Genomic DNA, 18,661 nt, shown 5'->3' on the forward strand with positions numbered 1-18,661 from the left:
AAGAGAACAAGGCATTGTGGTCGAATTGGTTAGACGGAGCTGCGCAACAGCTTTTATGGTGGTTCGAGTCCACCCGATGCCTCTGCTGAGAATCTTTCCCTCCTGAATACCCTAAATTTAGTTGTGAGCAGGAGGGTTTTTCATCTTATTTCGTAAATTTGCTGCGCTGAAAAGGCATCGTGGCCGAGTGGCTAGGCACAGCTCTGCAAAAGCTTGTACAGCGGTTCGAATCCGCTCGATGCCTCAGAAAAGACCCCAATGAGAGAACTCCTTGGGGTTTTTTAATGTCCTTCGGCTTCCCGGATGAGTTCTATCCCTTTTTCTATGTTGAGCTGGTCTTTTGGTAGAAATCCTTTGATGATTAGCACAATGCCACAGATAGCCAGGACCACTCCCAGGGCCTTTTTTACAGCGCGAATCCGCTTGGGGGTAAGTTTTCGCTTGAGTTGCTTGGCGAGAAGGATCTTAAACAGATCCGTGATCAGGTAAGCGAGAAGCATAGTAGAGAAAAAGACCAGGATCCTGTCGGGATCATTGTCCAGACTGGGGCCCACTACGATGATCACACCCAGCCAGAATACGAGGACACCTATATTGATGAAATTAAGCAGGAATCCCTTGATGAAAAGACCTAAAAAGCCCGTCTTGGAAATATGAACATTGCGCTTTTCCTTAATCGGCGCCCTATTCAACAGAATAGTGAGGGAATAGATCAGGAGGATCACCCCTCCGAAAACATAGAGGCCGGGTTGGTTGCTGAGGTTCTCCAGGAGTTGAAAACTACTGAAATAGGCGATGATCAGGAAAAGGATGTCGGCGATGATCACCCCGGCATCGAATACGAGTCCAGCTCTGAATCCCTTAGTAGCGCTGGTCTCAAGCAAGACAAAAAACACAGGGCCGATCATGAAGCTCAGAAAAAATCCTAGGGGTATGGCTGCCTGAACATCTTCGATCATTCCATGGGTTTTACATGCGTTCTATCTTTCCTCCGAATACGGTCTTTTCCTCCATCTTAGCCGGATCGCCATATACAAACACAGTACCCCCGGCTTTGACGGTCGCCTTTACATAGTTCGTGGCAAAGATCTCTGCCGTGGAGCCCGCATTCACATTCACGGTGCTGAATTCTGTTTTGAGGTCCTTTCCTTTGTAGATACCTCCTGTATTGATCTGTACATCCTGATTCTCGGAGCTTCCGGTGGCGTTGATAACACCTCCGGTAACCGCTTTGATCAACAATTGTTCTGTCTTGGCCTGCACGCGGATCTCCCCGCCTTCCTGGGCCCTGAGGTCCAGTACGCCCTGGGATATGGTCTCCTTGGTGGTGATACGAGCATCCTCATTGACATCGATCACAACCAGGTCATCGGTGTAATAGAGATCGATGAAAGTACGGTATCCGCTGAAGATCTTAAATATCTCCATCCTGATCTTCAGTACCCCGTCTGTATTCACAAGGGCAACTTTTGAGGTATTGGCCCCGGTGATGACGGCCTGATTCCTGTCTGAACGGATCAGATTGACGGAAAGCCCGTCATATACCTTCACTTCCTTGAAGCTGCTAAGATTTTGGGTAACCCTGCCATCCTGGGCTTGAAGCCCCCAAATTCCCAGACCTAAAAAGAAGAGTACAAACAACTTTTTCATCTGTTGTTGATTTAGCATGCCCTGTAAAGAACGTTTAAATTTAAGAAAACTTACTTGGCCTTGCCCAGAAGGGTAAAATCGAGGTGTCTTTTGACCAGGTCGGTGTCCTTGACCATGACGCGTACCTCGTCACCGAGCTGGTAGACTTTTCGGCGCCTTTCGCCTACAAGAGCGTACTGCTTTTCATCAAAGGTATAATAATCGTCCTTGATATCCCGGATGCGGACCATTCCTTCGCATTTATTCTCAATGATCTCTACGTAGATCCCCCATTCGGTCACGCCTGAAATGACCCCAACGAACTCCTGATCCTTGTGGTCCTGCATGAATTTGATCTGCATGTACTTGATGGAATCCCGCTCTGCACTCGAAGCCAGGTACTCCATATCTGAGGAGTGCTTGCATTTTTCCTCGATCATCTCCGGGTTGGGAGCCTTACCTCCATCGAGATAGTGCTGCAACAGTCTGTGAACCATCACATCGGGGTAACGGCGAATAGGGGAGGTGAAATGGGTATAAAAATCAAAGGCGAGTCCGTAATGCCCGATGTTGTCGGTAGTGTATATCGCCTTGCTCATACTTCGTATTGCCAGAGTATCGACCAGGTTTTGTTCTTTCTGCCCTTTAACATCTTCCAGGAGTTTGTTCAGGGAGTCGCTGATGGTCTTTTTGTTGTGGAAATTGAGCTTGTGCCCGAACCTCGAAATGATCCCGTTCAGCGCCATCAGCTTTTCCTGGTCGGGTTCGTCGTGAACCCTGTATACAAAGGTCTTTTGAGGACGTTGTTTTCCAATAAAAGAAGCGACCTTTCTGTTCGCCAGCAGCATGAATTCCTCGATCAGTTTATTAGCCTCTTTAGCTTCCTTAAAGTAAACACTGACGGGCTCGTTCTTCTCGTTCAGATTGAACTTTACTTCCAGTTTATCAAAAGAAATGGCTCCGGCCTTCATGCGCCTTTCCCTCATGATCACCGCCAGGGAATTCAATTTTAAGACGGCATCACGGATGGCATCGGACACGTCATATGCCTTGCCTCTGATCGATACCTCTTCCCCTATCCTGTTTGTCTGTTTTTCTATGATGTACTGGGCTTCCTCGTAGGCAAAGCGTTCATCGGAATGTATGACTGTCCTGCCAAACCATTCATTTTTTACCTGGGCCTTTTCATCGATCTCAAAAATGGCTGAAAATGTATACTTGTCCTCATTCGGTCTGAGGGAACACGCATTATTGGAAAGTACTTCCGGTAACATAGGTACCACCCGGTCTACCAGATAAACCGATGTGGCCCTTTCATAGGCTTCTTCATCGAGAACCGTGTCCGGAATTACGTAATAGGAGACATCGGCAATATGGATACCTACCTCGTAATTTCCATTTGGAAGTTGTTGAAAAGAGAGTGCATCGTCAAAATCTTTTGCGTCTTTCGGGTCTATGGTGAAGGTAAGCACCTGCCTCATATCCCTTCTTTTTTTCACTTCGCTTTCTTTGATAGAGGTATCCAGTTTATCTGCGTACCGCTGCACTTCTGCCGGAAACTGATAAGGGAGACCGTATTCAGCCAGGATGGCGTGGATCTCTGTATCGTGTTCTCCCGGTAAGCCCAGTACCTCTACTACTTTACCTGTTGGGGATTCTTCCTCCTTTGCCCAGGACAGCACCTCTACAATCACTTTTTCTCCATCCTTTGCTTTACCGACAGAACTCAAGGGGACAAAAATATCGGTATACATCTTGTGATCCGTAGGTCTTACAAAAGCAAAGCTCTTGTGCAGATCGAGGATCCCTACAAAAGCATTCTTCTTCCTTTCCAGGATGGAAACCACCTCCCCTTCAAGTTTGTTGGATTTTCTTCTGGGTTTTACCAGAACCTCCACAATATCACCATCAAAAGCCCGGTTGAGCTTATTGTAAGAAACGAATATATCATCATCCAGACCTTCGACTACCACATAGGCATTTCCCCTTGCGGTCACCTCTATTTTACCCTGATGCAGGAGTTTGTTCTCAAGGGACCTGTATTTTCCCCTTTCAAATTCCCTGATCCTTTCCTTGGCTTTTAACTGCCCCAGTCTCTTGATGAGTATATTCCTTCCTTCGGTATCGTCAATCTGTAATTTGGATGCGATCTGTTTGTAGTTAAAAGTCTTATTAGGCTCCTTCTCCAGGACCTCAAAAATCCCTCTCGTAATCTCATTTTTCCTGTGTTGTGTAGCCCTCTTCTTTTTCTTCGACATTCAATTTTAAATTTGGGCCGCAAATTACGAATTATAATTCACTGCCTCTCTCCGTATCACCTGATATACAACCTCTTTATCTATTTGTTAACATATAATATCATTTAATCTATTTTTTATTGTTTTTAAAATTGAAAAGCAATGATGATTATTGTCTGTTAACACGGAGGATAAAATTTTAAGGACATACTTGCCTTGAACAGTTTAGTTGATTTATGAGTTATTTTTCAAAACATCCAAAATCTGAATGTCAACTTATTACATACTTTATTAACCCGTGTTAAGAACATGAATCAACCACTGTTGGTTAATAACTTTTAAATTTTTTACTGTTTATATCAACCCTGTGGAAAGTGTATAAATCCATATCATCTTTTCAAGACTATTTTTTGATTTCTGTATTTTATTTTACAAGGTGTATTGTAAACAGAATATTACGTTTTAACAATCAATACTTTTTCATGGAATTTCAACAATGATGGTTAATTAAAAATCACTGTATTTCAAGGATTTGCCTTGAATGTTAAATTACCATTGTTAATAAGTGTATTCCCGGGATATAATACCGGGTATTCGTATTTTAGTAGAGAATTTTATTTGTGGACTTATGAAAATCTCTGTAGGTAATGACCATGCAGGTACGGATTACAAACTGGCAATAGTGGGATTGCTGAGATCCCAGGATATTGAAGTTATCAACCACGGTACAGACAGCACGGACAGTGTGGATTATCCGGACTTTGTACACCCCGTGGCAGATGACGTGGAAAACGGGCGGGCCGATATTGGGATCATTATCTGTGGCAGTGGAAATGGGGCATCCATGACTGCTAACAAACACCAGAAGGTGAGGGCTGCCCTGTGCTGGAATAAAGAGATCACAGAATTGGCCCGCGCCCACAACGATGCGAATATCCTCAGTTTACCGGCCAGGTTTATCTCACTCCCTCAGGCCCTCGAAATGGTTAAAACTTTTTTAAACACTTCTTTCGAAGGCGGAAGACACGAACGACGGATAGAGAAGATAGCCTGTTCTTAAATTGCCTGAAGATTGATTGAACAATCCTGTTAAGGCATGGGACACACACATCATCATCACCATCACCACGAGAGGAGCGGAAAAAATTTACTGATCTCCATCCTCCTCAATATTGCGATTACCGTTGCACAGGTAATCGGCGGGATCATATCCGGCAGTCTGGCGCTTCTCTCCGATGCTCTCCACAATTTCAGTGACGTACTCTCCCTTATCATCAGCTATCTCGCAAACCGATTTACCACTAAAAGAGCTTCCAGTAAACGAACGTTTGGATATAAGAGAGCAGAGATCATGGCGGCATTTGTGAATTCTGCCACCCTGATCGTCATTGCGATTATCCTGATCAAGGAGGCCGTGGAACGCTTTTTCCAGCCGGAACCCATAACCCCTGCCCTGGTGATCTGGCTATCAGCTCTGGGGATCGCAGCTAACGGATTCAGCGTCCTGCTGATCAAAAAGGATGCAGAGAGCAATATGAATATGAAATCAGCCTATCTGCATTTACTCACGGATATGATGGCTTCTGTGGCCGTCCTCCTGGGAGGAATTCTCATGTACTTTTACCAGCTGTTCTGGATTGATCCTGTGCTGACTATTGCTATCGGACTTTACCTGATCTATATGGGGTATGACCTTTTAAAATCTTCTACCAAGGTGCTGATGCTCTTCACTCCAGACCAGATAGAAGTAGATAACATGGTTCGTGAGATCAGTGAGAATCCGGCTATCAAGAATATGCATCACGTCCACCTATGGCAATTGAACGAACAGGAGATCCACCTGGAGGCTCACATCGATTTCCATGAGAATATCAGCATTCAGGAGTTTGATTGCATCCTGAAGGACATTGAAGAACGTGTATATCACAATTATGGGATCACCCATGTAAGCATTCAACCCGAATTCGGGAAGTGTCATTCCCACCAGGTAATTGTACAGGACTGAGGCTATGGAGATACTCATCAAATCCTTCGAGGAACTTACCAAAGAAGAACTATACCGCATCCTGCAATTGAGGGCGGAGGTTTTTGTGGTGGAACAGGAATGTGCGTACCTGGATGTGGATGGATTGGATCAGAAAGCCCTGCATGTACTGGGATATGGTCCTGAAAAAATAAGCGCCTATACCCGTATTTTCAAAGCGGGAGATTACTTCGATGACCCGAGTATAGGGAGGGTGGTAGTCTCATCGGAGTTCAGGGGAAAAGCCCTGGGAAAAAAGATCATGGAAGCCTCTCTTAAGTATATTGAGAGCAACCTGAATAGCAAGCATACAGTGATCTCAGCCCAGTTGTACCTTACCAAATTTTATGAGGATATGGGATTTCTGCCCGAAGGAGCCGAATACCTGGAAGACGATATTCCGCACATCAGGATGAGAAGAGCACATATAGCCTCCTCTGAGAATGATTGACCAGGCAGGGATGCGGATCAGATCCTGATCGGGGTCTTGTTGCTCAGGTTGATATCCTCGAGCAGGGTATCTGTGAATTTGTAATGCCCCTTAGTAGTAATGATCCTGAAGGCATCAGACCTCATCCTGCTCAGGGCATCGAGAAACACCCACTTGGTCTTTAGCAACTGAGGTTTATCCGTTTTGAGGCTGATCTCAAAAAAATACCTCTTCCCGTCCTTGTTGGCCACAATGTCCGGGGTCACCTTGGTACCGTTTTTCTTCCTCAGGAAGGATTTAGGTTTTTCATAACCGTCCAAATCTACCCGTATCTTTTCGAAACCGCGGGCTTCGAGGTGATGAACGGATTTTTCAATAAATGCTGAATGTTCTTTCTTTTCTGACTTTACCATAGGGGAAAAGATACAAAAAATCACATTTACCTGCAATTTCATTCCATTGATTAACAGGTATTTAATATTTAAAAGCTTAATTCAGGGAGGTAATTTTCCCATTTTAGAGGGCGATGGTCTTTCCCGTATGCACCGACCTGTCTGCGGCAAGGACGATCTTCAGGCTATTGACAGCATCGCGCAGATGGGCTGAGAGATCCTTGTTTGAAAGGATAGCATCCAGGAAAAATTCCTGTTCCAGGCAGCACAATCCGTCATGGTCCGGTTCATCCCGGGTAGAGATAATCTGATCCTTATGGGCAAATTTACCGTCGGCATCTGTATCACTTTTGTGCAACCTCAGATGCCCGGTCTTGGTGTGTCCCTCGACGTCATCCGAAGCTGCAGTGGTTGCATCGCTGATGGAAACACAGCCTTTAGGACCTATTACATCCTTGATAAAGAAGGCAGTCTCACTCATCATAGGCCCCCAACCGGCTTCATACCAGCCAACAGAATCATCCTCAAAGCGGATCTGCAACTGCCCGTAGTTGTACATCCCGGAGTCTACTTCCTCAGTCAGTCGGGCTCCGATAGCCGATACGCTCACAGGTTTGGACCCCGTCATCATACACATGATATCCACATAATGCACCCCACAGTCTACAATAGGAGACATAGACCTCATTAGCTGTTTGTGGGTGTGCCACTGGGCTCCTGAGCTTTGCTGGTTCAGGTTCATTCGCATGACCAGGGGTTTGCCAAGGGTCCTGGCGATTTCCACGAATTTAGCCCATGCAGGATGCACCCTGAGGATATATCCTACGACGAGCTTTCTATCGAGTTCAGCGGCTAATTTTACTAATTCCTCAGCCTGATCCACCGTTGTGGCCAGGGGCTTTTCCACAAAGACATGGGCCCCTACCTCTAGAGCCATCTTTACATATTCAAAATGGGTGTCGGGATATGTATTTATGGAGACGGCATCAGGGTTGGTCTGTTCGAGGGCCGATTTGTAATCCCCAAAGGTAGGCAGCCCACCCAGGGAGGTGGAAAGAGCCTCCCTGCTCTCAGGAGTCCTGCTTACCAGTCCGACGATCTCGAAACCATCGATCTGCTGGTATGCCCTGGCATGGCTGGCCCCCATATGGCCACAACCCACTACCAGGACCCGAATGTGTGAATTTCCCGCCATAATCTGCTGAGGTCTTTAATAATGATTATCAGTTCTTTAAAGGTAGGAAAAACCGGGCCCGGAATGAAATACGTCAAGAGCTCAGAAGAAACGCCTCAAAATACGTTTTACGGAGGCGGCGTACGAAACCCCGAACAAGTTCAGGTGAACAAGGAGATAATACAATTGGTAGAGCTCGATTTCGTCCTGTTCAGGCACGAGATCGCTTGCAGCCGACTCATATCCGCTGTAGAACGCAGGGGAGAACCCCCCGAAAAGACGGCTCATGGCCAGATCCATTCCCGGATGGGAATAACTCACGCTGGGATCTATGAGGTACGCTTCATCTTCAGTTGAGATGAGGTAGTTACCTCCCCAGAGATCGCCGTGGATGAGGCTGGGTCGTGTTTCGCTGCAGAGACCCCGGAGTCTAGCCTCCATGAGGTTCTCACCCGGGACTTCATCCCGACTCAGCAGCCCCTTATCAAAAGCCATTCTAAGCTGGGGACCGAGCCTTTCTGTGGTATAGAATTCCGGCCAGGTCTGTTTGGAGGCATTGGACTGGGGCAGGGAACCGATGAAATTATCGGTATCCCACCCAAAAAGGGGTTGCTTCGTGCCATGCAGCCTTGCCAGCTGTTCCCCGAAATGCGCCATGTTTTTTTCCGACGGATGGCCTCTTTCTACGTATTCCATCAGCAGGCAGGCACTGATTTTCAGTTTTCCAAGGTGCAGCACCCGCGGAGTTTTGATACACCCGGTTGCTGATATGGCTTCCAATCCGGTTTTCTCTGCCTGAAGCATAGTAAAACCCTGAGCTCCTTTATGGTATTTGCAGAACAAGGGCTCACCCTCCAGATCGATCTTAAAAGCCAGGGAAATATCACCCCCTGAAACAGGATTGGCAGAGAGGATCTTTCTGCCCATGACCGCCTCTATATGTTCTCTTAGGGATGTTTCCAAAGCCTACAGATCGAATTCATCCCCAAACGAAGCCACTCGGAAGCCCCGTGAGGTTACAAACCGATAAGCTTCAGACTCTCGAGAGAGCAAGGGGTTGGTATGGTTGAAATGAATAAAGATGATCTTTTGTTTTTCTGTTGGGGGAAGCGTTTCAAAAAGCTCCATGCTTTCCACGACAAAAGGATGTGGGATCTCTGAAATGTCCCTTGTGTTGAGCTCATCTCCGTCAAAAAACGTAGCATCGAGAAAGGCGTAATCCACCTCAGTGATCAGGTCTGTGATCTTTCGGTCCCACCTCTCCCATTTGTCAATGTCCGGGATAAAAAGTGCTTTTTTCTCCGGCCCGCTAATGATAAAGCCCACGGTCTCCGAATATTCATCCCGGTGTGGTACCCTTAGAGGTACTACAGAGACAGAAGGGGCGAGGGTTATTGCAGAATCAGGCAAGAGGGGTTCGATGCGGATATTTTGGTTGCTGACGAGCTGTCCCCAGGGCCCATTGTGCTGAAGGAAATCGGCCATTCGAGGCATGGCGTGGACGGGCACTTCTTTCGCATTTACCGCCTCTTTCCCGAAGAACATGAGTCCGCTGTAATGCCCAATATGGGCATGGGTAAGGAATACACCATCCGGCATGATGCCCTCCTGGACATCTGCAGCCCGGTTTAAGAAATGGAGCTGAGAAGGCAGGTCGGGGGTTGCCTCAAAGAGATATTGCTTTTTGTGTTTTCCATCTATCAACCCCAGAGAAACCACCTTTCTTTTGGGATCCGGGTTTTCAAAAAGGTCTTTGCAACAGGCTTTTTCGCATCCCACCTGAGGAGACCCTGCGTCCTGTGCTGTTCCCAGGATCATCAGTCGGACACCTGCTTTGGCATTCCCGCTGATCTCTGTTTCCGGGGCGTTTTTTTCTGTTGTTGGCCGACAGGCAAACAGGAAGATAAGTACCCCTGATAATATGATGTATTTCAGGGGCTTTGATCTCATTTGTACAGCTCTTTGTAATACTGAATGGCCATTCGTTCACTGGTAAAATCAGCCAGCACATCGTCCATTCCCCTAAAGACGATCTCCGACCATTTTTCAGGGGTATTGTAGTAGAGGGGAAGCACTTTTTCTTCCAGGCAGTCATAGAGATTGCGGCTGTCAAAATCGTCCTGTTCTGAAACCAGGCTTTCCGGGTTGGCCTCCGGAAGAACGAAGGAATTCTTGCCATTTTTAGCGAATTCGGGTACCCATCCATCGTTGATTGACAGGTTTACACTGCCGTTCATGGCGGCGGTCATCCCGCTGGTACCGGAAGCTTCCCGGGTAATGCGAGGGGTATTCAACCAGATGTCTGATCCCATTTTCAGGAGTTTGGACAGGGCCATTTCGTATCCGGTAAGCACGGCCGTATTGTGTCTGTATTTGGTGAAGTGAACCAGCCTGTCAAATACCCCTATAGCCCCTGTATCCTTGGGATATGGCTTTCCTGCCCAGATGATTTGTACTGGGTATTTCTTGTTGGCCAGGATCTTCTCAAAACGCTCCATGTCTCGCAGGAGCAAGTCGGCCCTTTTGTACTCCGCAAATCGCCGGGCCCAGACGATGGTCAGAATCTCAGGGTCGAATAGTTTCCCTGTCTGGTCGAGTACGGTTTTGAACAGGTCCTGTTTCAGTTCTGTCTTTCTTTTTTGGAAGGCCTTTACATTGTTGGCCTTCCTGGCCTTATACAAGGTCTCATCCTGCCAGAAATTCTGGTTTTGTGCATTGGTGATGGGAAAAATCTTGGTACTGCCAGTATTTCCCTTCCACATCCCCCTGGATACCTTTGCGTGCAACTTGGAAACCGCATTGGTTCGGTTGGCCATTCGCAAGGCGGCTACGGTATAACTCAGCCGGTTAGAGCCACCGGTTTCCTTCATCAGCTCCTCTTCGGTAAGTTTCCTACCAAAGAATCCACTGTCGTTCAGGGCATAGGCGTCCCTTTCCACATTACCGGCCCTTTCCGGAGTATGGGTGGTAAATGCCATGTTTTTCTTGCCCACCCCTAAATTGCGGAGGTGATAGAATGCCGGCAGGGCGTGTCCCTCATTTAAGTGGTAGATATCCGCACCCCCTAATGCCTGGACGAGTTTTGCCCCTCCGATCCCCAGCACTATGTTTTGACAGATTCGGGTCAGTTCGTTGGAGTCATAGAGATGGTTCATGATAGAGCGCGACAGCTCATCGTTCCCCTCCACATCAGTAGTCAAAAGGTAAATGGGAACAGAACCGAAAACCTCAGGCTTTAAGACCATCGCCCTTACCTTGACAGAGCTGTTTCCGAAAATACCCACCTCTACTTCATGGCCGGAGTCTTCGAGGAAACTGTAGTGTTTTTCAATGAAATCGGGCCTCAGGGTCTGGTCCTTATTGCGGCTCTGATCGTAATACCCGTATTTCCAAAGCATGCCAATACCTATGACGTTTTGCTTGAGTTCAAAGGCCGAAAGCATATGGGATCCCGCGAGAAATCCGAGTCCGCCCGAATAGATCTTCAAGGCCTGGTGGATACCGAATTCCATACTGAAATAGGCCACCTTTTTCTTATAGGGCTCACTGGGTTTATAGGGGTGATACCAGGAATTATATTTACTCTTCATGTTTTTATTCAGATTTGAAAGGCCAAAAATAGGAAAACCGCCGGTTCGCAACGCAAAATTGAGAAAACCTTTTGGTTCTGAAGGAAATAGCACGGGTTGGGCACACTTAGGATACCCGCATCGTTAGGTTATAAAAGGGAGTCCCTTATTTGAGGATCGACCTGTATTTAGATTCGTCTTTAAGCAATTGGGCACTGGCCTGGATCGCCTCGTCGTGGTTGAGGTAGTAGTCATACAGCCCTTCCCGATAGACGTATCTTTTGACGATCTCGTCCTCCAGGGGTTTAGTGATCTCCTTTCTAAAGGTGTCGAGGGCGGCCAGCTTGCTTTTTTCGATACTCAGCAAAAGGGCTTTGGTATTTTCCTCCACCTCTCTCCCGAAGAGTTCATTGTTCTTTCCTGTGAGGGACTCTTTTAAGGCGAGTTCGGTCTTGGTTTGGAAGTCGAAGCTGCTCGCAGATACATGTCTTTTAAAGGCTTCAAAATCGGCATCGGTAAGGGAAAAATCCCCCACAGCCTGGCCGGGGTGTCCATAATAGTAATCTGTCGCATAGTCAAAGAGGACATGGTTGTTGACCAGGGCATTGACCAGGTCGTTTGTGTTCAGTGAGGCGATGGGAACATCGGGCATGATGCCACCTCCATCCTTTACTTTGCGGCCATTTCGGGTAGTAAATTCGTTGAATTGGGTATTTCTTACCGCATTCCCTTCCTCGTCCCGGTTCCAGTAATCCAGGGACTGAATGCATCGGCCACTGGGAGTGTAGTATCTGGATATAGTTACTTTAAGTTGGGTGCCATAGGTAAGCTTCAGAGGTCTTTGCACCAGGCCCTTGCCAAAACTCCTGGCCCCCACGATCACCGCGCGGTCCAGATCCTGCAGGCTGCCTGAGACGATCTCACTGGCTGAGGCGCTCTTGCCGTCAACGAGGACCACCAATGGTATCTCCTCATCCAGCGGTTTATTGCGGGTCTCATAGCTCTGGTTGAACTTTTTCACCTTGGACTTGGTTGTCACCACAAGAGTACCCTTTGGCACGAATAGGTTGGTGACATTGATGGCCTCTGAGAGAAGACCCCCGGGATTTCCCCTGAGGTCCACGATGAGCTTTTTAGCTCCTTCTGCTTTGAGAGACTCAATAGCCTCCCTGGTTTGGGAGGAGGCCTTCTTGTTGAATCGGGACAGGACCACATAGCCTATTTCTTCATCGATCATGTGGAAGTAAGGCACTGCATCCACCTCTATGGCCTCCCTCTCAATGGTGGCTTCGTAGGTCTTTCCCTGCCGTTTGTATGTGACGTTTACAGAGGTCTTGTTTGCACCCTTGAGGAGTTCGCTCGCATCGTCCTGGAAATCCTTTACGTCTATCCCCGCGATAGTGATCAGCTCATCTCCTGCCTTGAGCCCGGCCTTGTCTGCCGGATAGCCCTTGTAGGGTTCAACAATGACGAGTCGGTCTTCATAGGAACGCACCAGGGCCCCGATCCCGGAATATTCTCCCGTGTTGTTAATGCGGAAGGTCTCTACATCCTGCTCATTGAGGAATTTGGTGTAGGGATCTAGATCGTCCAGCATGTTCTTGATGGCCGTATCCATCAATTCTGCGGGATTGGTCTCATCCACATAGTTCATATTGAGTTCCTTGAACAGGGTAGTAAAGATCTCTATCTGTTTGGCAATCTCGAAGAAATCGGTCTTGAAGCTACTCGCCCCAACCAGGATAAATAAAGCCAAGACCGGGATCAATACTCTTTTACGGATCAACTTTCCCATCATCAATTCTTTTTAAAAATTTGTCGAATACTTTGCACATGGCCGTTTCAACGTCTTGTAAAGAGGTCATTTCTTTCCCAAGGTATAAAAACATAAAGGCATAGCTTCCCTCCGTTCTGTTAAAAATGAGATGCTTGTTAAGACGATAAGATTCCCTTAACAGCCGCTTCATACGATTCCTCTCCACCGCTTTGCGGAAATTCTTTTTTGGGACAGTAAAACCGACCTGAAATTTAGATATCTTATTCTCGGTTCTGAGGTAGATCATTTTAAGCGGGAAAACAGTTACGGAAGTTCCCTTGTCAAAGACCTCCCGAATTTGTTTTTCGCGCTTTAATTTTTCTTCTTTGGGAAACGTAAACCTCATCAGGGGGTAAAAATAGTGAGAAATCGCGTGAGAGACGGGAATGATAATTGTCATATTTTCGCCAGCAGTAAGGCTGTAAATTGTGCCTTTGAAGCACGCACAGGAATAAAAAAACGGATATGGGAGAAAAAATAGTCAAAAGGATCAATACTCCGGAAGATAAGAAGACCTACATAGACCACCTGCTAAAAGACATTGAGACGCTCGAGCAAATGCTCAGTAAGGGACTGTTTGCGACTACACCTGTACACATAGGAGCCGAACAGGAATTCTGCCTGGTCGATGAATCCTGGGACCCTTCAGACCAGAGCGAAGCCATCCTGAAAGATATAGCCGACGACCATTTCACCTCGGAACTCAACAAGTACAATCTTGAACTCAACCTGGATCCAATTAAACTCGGGGGTACGTGCTTCTCGGAGATGCACAAGCAGCTCAACAGCCTGATGGCCGTCGCAAAAGACGCAGCCGCAAAACACAAGTCGAAGGTGATCCTCACAGGGATCCTCCCTACCATCACCCATAAATACCTGCAGTATAATTATATGACCCCGGTGGAGCGGTACAAGATTCTCAACGAGGCCATTCGGGCTATTCGCAAGGACGATATCGAACTCCACATCAAAGGGGTAGACGAGGTGAACCTGCACCACGACACCATTCTCTACGAGGGTTGCAACACCAGTTTCCAGGCCCATTTACAGATAGACCCCGAACAATTTGCCCAGACCTATAACTGGGCCCAGGCCATCGCCGGACCGCTGCTTTCTATCTGCGTGAACTCTCCCCTGCTGATGGGGAAAGAATTATGGGAAGAAACCCGGATCGCCCTTTTCACTCAGAGTGTGGATACGAGGAGGAGCACCTTTATCCTGAACGAAAAGGAATCACGGGTGAGTTTTGGGCAGGACTGGGTCCAGGGAGGTGTAGCTGATTTTTACAAAGATGCCGTCATCAATTTCAGGAGCCTGGTGACCACCGAACTCAACTCGGACAGTCTCACTCAGTTCCACAAGGGGGAGATCCCCAAACTCAGGGCCCTTACCCTCCACAACGGAACGACATACAGGTGGAACCGACTTTGCTACGGGGTGACCGATGGAAAACCCCATGTCAGGATAGAGAACCGCTACATGCCTTCAGGGCCCACCACGGATGATGAGATCGCCAACATGATGTTCTGGGTAGGCCTTATGCACGGCAGGCCCAGGTACCTGGATGACATCCATAATAAAATGGATTTTAAAGATGCCAAGAGCAACTTTTTCAGCGCAGCCCGGTATGGAATGAGCGCCCAGTTCTACTGGGAAGGGAAACTGATCAGCAGCAAGGACCTGTTGCTGGACCACTTCCTGCCGATGGCTTTCCGGGGGCTTTACAGCATGAATATAGAGCCGAGGGATGCTGAACACTACCTCTCGATCATAGAAAGGCGTATCAGGTCGCATACAGGATCAAGGTGGATGATCCAGTCTTTCCGAAAACTCAGGAAAGAGCACAAGACCCCTGAAGCTCTTAAAGTGCTCGTCGCCACCATGTATGACAGGCAGGAAAAGAGATACGCAGTAGACGCCTGGCAGCTGGCCAGGGGGGATGAATACAAGACTCCCAAAAAAGCACTTACGGTAGGGGATCTCATGAATACCAGGATCATCACGGCCCAGGATAATGACAGTGCGGAACTGGTACTGAGGATGATGTTGTGGAAAAACATTCACCACGCTCCTATCCTGGATGACGACCTCAACCTGGCAGGCCTCCTGAGCTGGGTGGATGTGGAACATTACCAGAATCACCCAGAAGAACAGCCGGGCAGTATCCGGGAGATCATGAAAACAGAATTGATCACAGCCACGGAAGACATGCCTTTAGACAAGGCCAGGAAATTGATGAAAGACAACAAGATCCACTGTCTGCCTGTGGTAAGGGACAAGAAATTGGTGGGTATCATCACCAGTAACGACCTCTAATCCATGGCACAAGCCCTGAGCGCCAAAGACACACACCTGAAACGGATCCTCGGCCACATCAAAGGGCGGGAACCGGGACCTGTCCTGGTCTTTTTCGGGGGCATACACGGGAATGAACCTTCCGGGGTACAGGCCCTGCAGGAAGTGTTCGGAGAGCTCCAAAGGAATCCATTGCCTGTAAAAGGACATATCTACGGAATTGCCGGAAACATCCCTGCCCTGCTTCAAAACAAAAGGTACCTGGAAAAGGATCTCAACCGGACCTGGTTCCGGGAAGACATCACTGCCCTGGAAAAAGGAGAAAGGACCGGCATGACCTCAGAAGACAAAGAGATGCTGGAGATCCTCGGGGTGATCCGGGACCTGTTGAAGGCCCATGAAGCGCCTTTTTACTTTATCGACTTTCACACCACCTCGAGCAAGACCCTTCCGTTTATCACGATCAATGACGCCATGATCAACCGGAAATTCGCGCGAAAGTTCCCGGTGCCTATTATCCTTGGGATAGAGGAATACCTGGAAGGCCCTGTCCTGAACTATATCAACGAGTTTGGATACGTGTCCCTCGGTTTTGAATCGGGGCAGCACGCCAGTGAGGAGGCCCGGGTAAACAGCGTCGCTTTCTTATGGCTGAGCCTGGTCTTTTCAGGGGCCCTGGAGGAGGAGCACGTCAAACAGTTCCGCACCTATTATTCGGAATTGAAACAATCAGCAGCCAACAACCGCAATTTTTACGAGATCACCGAGCGTTATGCCATTGAATCCGGTGACACCTATGAGATGGTTCCGGGATTTTACAGTTTTGAATCGGTCAAAAAAGGAACCCTCCTGGCCAACCACAACGAGCAAACGGTGGTGGCAGAGAAAGGAGGTATACTGTTTATGCCTCTCTACCAGAAACAGGGGGCCGAAGGGTATTTTATGATCAGGCGTATCCCAAAATGGGTCCTCGCCCTATCAGCTACCCTAAGAAAAGTCAGGGCAGACCACCTCCTAGCAGCTTTACCGGGAGTGAGTTGGAAAAACAGAGAAAAAGCCCAGCTGGTGGTCAACCTGAAGGTAGCCCGTTTTTACAGCAAGGCGATCTTCCATTTGCTCGGGTACAGGAACCGCACCCTCGACCGGGATCACCTTCTGATCAAGAACCGGGAAAAGGTGGCCAGGAACGAGCTGTACGAAGACGCTCCCTGGTATTAATTTCCCTTACTGCGCACCTGCCAGCCAGATATTGTTGTTGATGTCGATATCAGCCATCAGCTGGGAGGGGTCTATGACCACCGCTTTTACTTCTCCCAGGGATTTTGAGATTTCAAAGGAATACTCCGGACTTGCCCAGGTCCAGTCTGGAAGCACCGTGCGTGTAACCTGCCCGTAAGGATTCTCCTTCTCCCCCCTCATCATTTGTAAAGGAATGTAGAACGTCTCCTGGGTTCCGTCATTGTACACCACAAGAATATCGAGTGGCATCGGCATCAGGCCTTTACGCTCCAGGGAAATTTGGGCGCTGCCCGATGCTTCACTGACCGAGTTGATGGCGTAGTCGATGGTGTTGGTCGTCTGTGTCCAGTCGGTCAGATACCAGTCGAGCTCCATCCCCGAAACCTTTTCGGCTGTGCGTTTGATATCGTTGGGCGTGGGATGTTTGAATTTAAAATCGGCGTAGTACTTCTTTAGGGTAGCCATCAGTTTGTCTTGCCCGATGATATAGCCCAGCTGAGAGAGAAAAACAGCCCCTTTGCTGTAGGCAGAGCGGCCATAAGCGGCATTGACCTCGTATCGGTCTGCGTGAGTCGACTGTGGCTGTTCCTTCCCCGAGAGAACAAGGCTGTAGTATCCGTTATAGGAATCCTCAAAAGGATTGGCCTTGTTCTGGTTCATGATGGAATTCATACAAAGGTCTGAGATAAAGGAGGTGAAGCCTTCGTCCATCCACTCGTGTTTGGCCTCATTGGTGGCCAGGATATGCTGAAACCAGGAATGCGCCATTTCGTGGACCATGACACCGACCAGGCTGCCAAAACTGCGTTCTCCCGTGATCAGTGTGCTCATGGCGTATTCCATACCCCCATCGCCCCCCTGTACCACAGAGTACTGCTCATAGGGGTAGGGCCCGATGTTTTCATTGAAAAACCGCATGGCTTCGGCCGTCTTGGGCTGCAGGTTCTTCCAGTTCTCCAGGATCTCAGGCTTATTCTTGTAGAAGAAGTGCAGATCAGGCCCGTCTTCCATGACCAGGGTATCGTGGATATAATCCGGATCGGCGGCCCACATAAAATCGTGTACCATGGGCGCCTTAAAATGCCAGGTCAGGGTTTTTCCCTTGGGCCGTTTCACCTTGGTGCCCGGAGCTTCGTATCCATGGCCTATCTCCTGCGGATTCTGCAGGTAACCCGTACCTCCCACAGTATAATTTTTATCCAGGGTGATGGACACATCGAAATCACCCCAAACCCCGTGAAATTCCCGGGCGATATAGGGATCTGCATGCCATCCTTCGAAATCGTATTCGGCCAGCTTTGGGTACCACTGACTCATAGACAAGGCTACTCCCTCCTTGTTGTTCCGGCCTGAACGCCTGATCTGTACTGGCACCTGCCCCTCGAATTCCATGTCGAAGGTAGAGGAGGTGTTCGGGAGGATGGGGTGGTCGAGTTCAACGACCAGTACGGTCCCTTCCAAAGCGTAAGTAACTTCTTTTCCATCCTGGGTCAGGGCAGTGGCTCTCAGATACCCGATCTCATCAGGGCTGAGGGCTGCGATCCTGCTGTTGCCATTCTCGTCTACCATCCTCCTGTCCGGGTCTGTGATGCTCTGTAAGCGCATATCCATTTCGCTTCCTGGCTGGAAGGCGTTGAAGTACATATGGTAGTACACCCTGTTGAGTAGGTCCGGAGAGTTGTTGGTATAAACGAGTTTTTGCTTCCCTGTGTACCGGTAGGTTTCCACATCCATGTTTACATCCATGGTGTAGTCCACCGCCTGTTGCCAGTAGGTGTGATTCCCCTGGGCATAGCCGTTGAGAAAAACCAGGCAAGAAAATGATACAACAAAAAGAGCATTGAGTTTCTTCTTCAT

General features: G+C 48.2%; 16 protein-coding genes and 2 tRNA genes. 7 read left to right on the forward strand and 11 right to left on the reverse strand.

Annotated elements, in window-relative coordinates; translation table 11 throughout:
* The first annotated feature begins 10 nt into the window (after positions 1–10).
* A tRNA-Cys gene (locus IEV19_RS08135) sits at positions 11–82 on the forward strand.
* A 91-nt stretch (positions 83–173) separates the two neighbouring features.
* Positions 174–244: transfer RNA gene (locus IEV19_RS08140), tRNA-Cys, on the forward strand.
* A 37-nt stretch (positions 245–281) separates the two neighbouring features.
* On the opposite strand, the gene IEV19_RS08145 is transcribed toward IEV19_RS08140, so the two are convergent.
* Genes IEV19_RS08145 through rnr form a run of 3 tightly spaced genes read right to left on the reverse strand, consistent with a single transcriptional unit; the run spans position 282 to position 3,887 of the window.
* The gene (locus IEV19_RS08145; RefSeq protein WP_188370157.1) at positions 282–959 is read right to left on the reverse strand and encodes a LysE family translocator; all 678 of its coding nucleotides are present in this window, start codon (positions 957–959) and stop codon (positions 282–284) included.
* Between the two features lie 10 nt (positions 960–969).
* Positions 970–1,650 (reverse strand): head GIN domain-containing protein, encoded by a 681-nt coding sequence (locus IEV19_RS08150; RefSeq protein WP_188370158.1) that lies wholly within the window; start codon positions 1,648–1,650, stop codon positions 970–972.
* 50 nt (positions 1,651–1,700) lie between these two features.
* Positions 1,701–3,887: a ribonuclease R gene (rnr, locus tag IEV19_RS08155; RefSeq protein WP_188370159.1), complete on the reverse strand. Its 2,187-nt coding sequence runs from the start codon at positions 3,885–3,887 to the stop codon at positions 1,701–1,703.
* A gap of 607 nt (positions 3,888–4,494) precedes the next feature.
* Here rnr and rpiB point away from each other — a divergent pair.
* Genes rpiB through IEV19_RS08170 form a run of 3 tightly spaced genes read left to right on the forward strand, consistent with a single transcriptional unit; the run spans position 4,495 to position 6,340 of the window.
* Positions 4,495–4,926: a ribose 5-phosphate isomerase B gene (gene rpiB, locus IEV19_RS08160; RefSeq protein WP_188370160.1), complete on the forward strand. Its 432-nt coding sequence runs from the start codon at positions 4,495–4,497 to the stop codon at positions 4,924–4,926.
* Between the two features lie 36 nt (positions 4,927–4,962).
* Positions 4,963–5,871, forward strand: coding sequence for a cation diffusion facilitator family transporter (locus tag IEV19_RS08165; RefSeq protein WP_188370161.1), 909 nt, complete (start codon positions 4,963–4,965; stop codon positions 5,869–5,871).
* A gap of 4 nt (positions 5,872–5,875) precedes the next feature.
* Positions 5,876–6,340, forward strand: coding sequence for a GNAT family N-acetyltransferase (locus IEV19_RS08170; RefSeq protein ID WP_188370162.1), 465 nt, complete (start codon positions 5,876–5,878; stop codon positions 6,338–6,340).
* A gap of 17 nt (positions 6,341–6,357) precedes the next feature.
* Here the strand turns inward: IEV19_RS08170 and IEV19_RS08175 are convergent, their stop codons facing one another.
* From IEV19_RS08175 to rnpA, 7 genes are all read right to left on the reverse strand, one after another.
* Positions 6,358–6,732 (reverse strand): hypothetical protein, encoded by a 375-nt coding sequence (locus tag IEV19_RS08175; protein ID WP_188370163.1) that lies wholly within the window; start codon positions 6,730–6,732, stop codon positions 6,358–6,360.
* Between the two features lie 103 nt (positions 6,733–6,835).
* Positions 6,836–7,906 carry a Gfo/Idh/MocA family protein gene (locus IEV19_RS08180; protein ID WP_188370164.1) on the reverse strand — a complete coding sequence of 357 codons (1,071 nt, stop codon included), beginning with the start codon at positions 7,904–7,906 and terminating at the stop codon, positions 6,836–6,838.
* An 81-nt stretch (positions 7,907–7,987) separates the two neighbouring features.
* Positions 7,988–8,848 carry a fructosamine kinase family protein gene (locus IEV19_RS08185; RefSeq protein WP_262890084.1) on the reverse strand — a complete coding sequence of 287 codons (861 nt, stop codon included), beginning with the start codon at positions 8,846–8,848 and terminating at the stop codon, positions 7,988–7,990.
* 3 nt (positions 8,849–8,851) lie between these two features.
* The gene (locus tag IEV19_RS08190) at positions 8,852–9,835 is read right to left on the reverse strand and encodes an MBL fold metallo-hydrolase (RefSeq protein ID WP_188370166.1); all 984 of its coding nucleotides are present in this window, start codon (positions 9,833–9,835) and stop codon (positions 8,852–8,854) included.
* Positions 9,832–11,475, reverse strand: a complete 1,644-nt coding sequence (glgP, locus tag IEV19_RS08195; protein ID WP_188370167.1) for an alpha-glucan family phosphorylase — start codon at positions 11,473–11,475, stop codon at positions 9,832–9,834. The genes IEV19_RS08190 and glgP overlap by 4 nt, the downstream gene beginning before the upstream one ends.
* Positions 11,476–11,620: 145 nt before the next feature.
* Entirely contained in the window at positions 11,621–13,249 is a 1,629-nt protein-coding gene (locus IEV19_RS08200) for a S41 family peptidase (protein WP_188370760.1), read from the reverse strand.
* Positions 13,230–13,670 (reverse strand): ribonuclease P protein component, encoded by a 441-nt coding sequence (rnpA, locus tag IEV19_RS08205; RefSeq protein WP_308418530.1) that lies wholly within the window; start codon positions 13,668–13,670, stop codon positions 13,230–13,232. Before rnpA ends, IEV19_RS08200 begins: the two co-directional genes overlap by 20 nt.
* Before the next feature lie 65 nt (positions 13,671–13,735).
* Here rnpA and IEV19_RS08210 point away from each other — a divergent pair, with 65 nt between their 5' ends.
* Together IEV19_RS08210 and IEV19_RS08215 are read left to right on the forward strand one after the other, a co-directional pair.
* A complete protein-coding gene (locus tag IEV19_RS08210; protein WP_188370169.1) occupies positions 13,736–15,586 on the forward strand; it encodes a glutamate-cysteine ligase family protein in 1,851 nt (616 codons plus the stop codon).
* 3 nt (positions 15,587–15,589) lie between these two features.
* The gene (locus IEV19_RS08215) at positions 15,590–16,783 is read left to right on the forward strand and encodes a succinylglutamate desuccinylase/aspartoacylase family protein (RefSeq protein WP_188370170.1); all 1,194 of its coding nucleotides are present in this window, start codon (positions 15,590–15,592) and stop codon (positions 16,781–16,783) included.
* Between the two features lie 6 nt (positions 16,784–16,789).
* On the opposite strand, the gene IEV19_RS08220 is transcribed toward IEV19_RS08215, so the two are convergent.
* Entirely contained in the window at positions 16,790–18,661 is a 1,872-nt protein-coding gene (locus IEV19_RS08220) for a M1 family metallopeptidase (protein WP_188370171.1), read from the reverse strand.

The sequence above is a fragment of the Muriicola marianensis genome, from assembly GCF_014638095.1.
Classification (GTDB): domain Bacteria; phylum Bacteroidota; class Bacteroidia; order Flavobacteriales; family Flavobacteriaceae; genus Muriicola; species Muriicola marianensis.

What these genes read in the sequence shown, in the direction of transcription:
- IEV19_RS08145 (WP_188370157.1), bottom strand. Translation starts at nt 959, where the DNA reads ATGATCGAAGATGTTCAGGCAGCCATACCCCTAGGATTTTTTCTGAGC.
- IEV19_RS08150 (WP_188370158.1), bottom strand. Translation starts at nt 1,650, where the DNA reads ATGAAAAAGTTGTTTGTACTCTTCTTTTTAGGTCTGGGAATTTGGGGG.
- rnr (WP_188370159.1), bottom strand. Translation starts at nt 3,887, where the DNA reads ATGTCGAAGAAAAAGAAGAGGGCTACACAACACAGGAAAAATGAGATT.
- rpiB (WP_188370160.1), top strand. Translation starts at nt 4,495, where the DNA reads ATGAAAATCTCTGTAGGTAATGACCATGCAGGTACGGATTACAAACTG.
- IEV19_RS08165 (WP_188370161.1), top strand. Translation starts at nt 4,963, where the DNA reads ATGGGACACACACATCATCATCACCATCACCACGAGAGGAGCGGAAAA.
- IEV19_RS08170 (WP_188370162.1), top strand. Translation starts at nt 5,876, where the DNA reads ATGGAGATACTCATCAAATCCTTCGAGGAACTTACCAAAGAAGAACTA.
- IEV19_RS08175 (WP_188370163.1), bottom strand. Translation starts at nt 6,732, where the DNA reads ATGGTAAAGTCAGAAAAGAAAGAACATTCAGCATTTATTGAAAAATCC.
- IEV19_RS08180 (WP_188370164.1), bottom strand. Translation starts at nt 7,906, where the DNA reads ATGGCGGGAAATTCACACATTCGGGTCCTGGTAGTGGGTTGTGGCCAT.
- IEV19_RS08190 (WP_188370166.1), bottom strand. Translation starts at nt 9,835, where the DNA reads ATGAGATCAAAGCCCCTGAAATACATCATATTATCAGGGGTACTTATC.
- glgP (WP_188370167.1), bottom strand. Translation starts at nt 11,475, where the DNA reads ATGAAGAGTAAATATAATTCCTGGTATCACCCCTATAAACCCAGTGAG.
- IEV19_RS08200 (WP_188370760.1), bottom strand. Translation starts at nt 13,249, where the DNA reads ATGGGAAAGTTGATCCGTAAAAGAGTATTGATCCCGGTCTTGGCTTTA.
- rnpA (WP_308418530.1), bottom strand. Translation starts at nt 13,670, where the DNA reads ATGACAATTATCATTCCCGTCTCTCACGCGATTTCTCACTATTTTTAC.
- IEV19_RS08210 (WP_188370169.1), top strand. Translation starts at nt 13,736, where the DNA reads ATGGGAGAAAAAATAGTCAAAAGGATCAATACTCCGGAAGATAAGAAG.
- IEV19_RS08215 (WP_188370170.1), top strand. Translation starts at nt 15,590, where the DNA reads ATGGCACAAGCCCTGAGCGCCAAAGACACACACCTGAAACGGATCCTC.
- IEV19_RS08220 (WP_188370171.1), bottom strand. Translation starts at nt 18,661, where the DNA reads ATGAAGAAGAAACTCAATGCTCTTTTTGTTGTATCATTTTCTTGCCTG.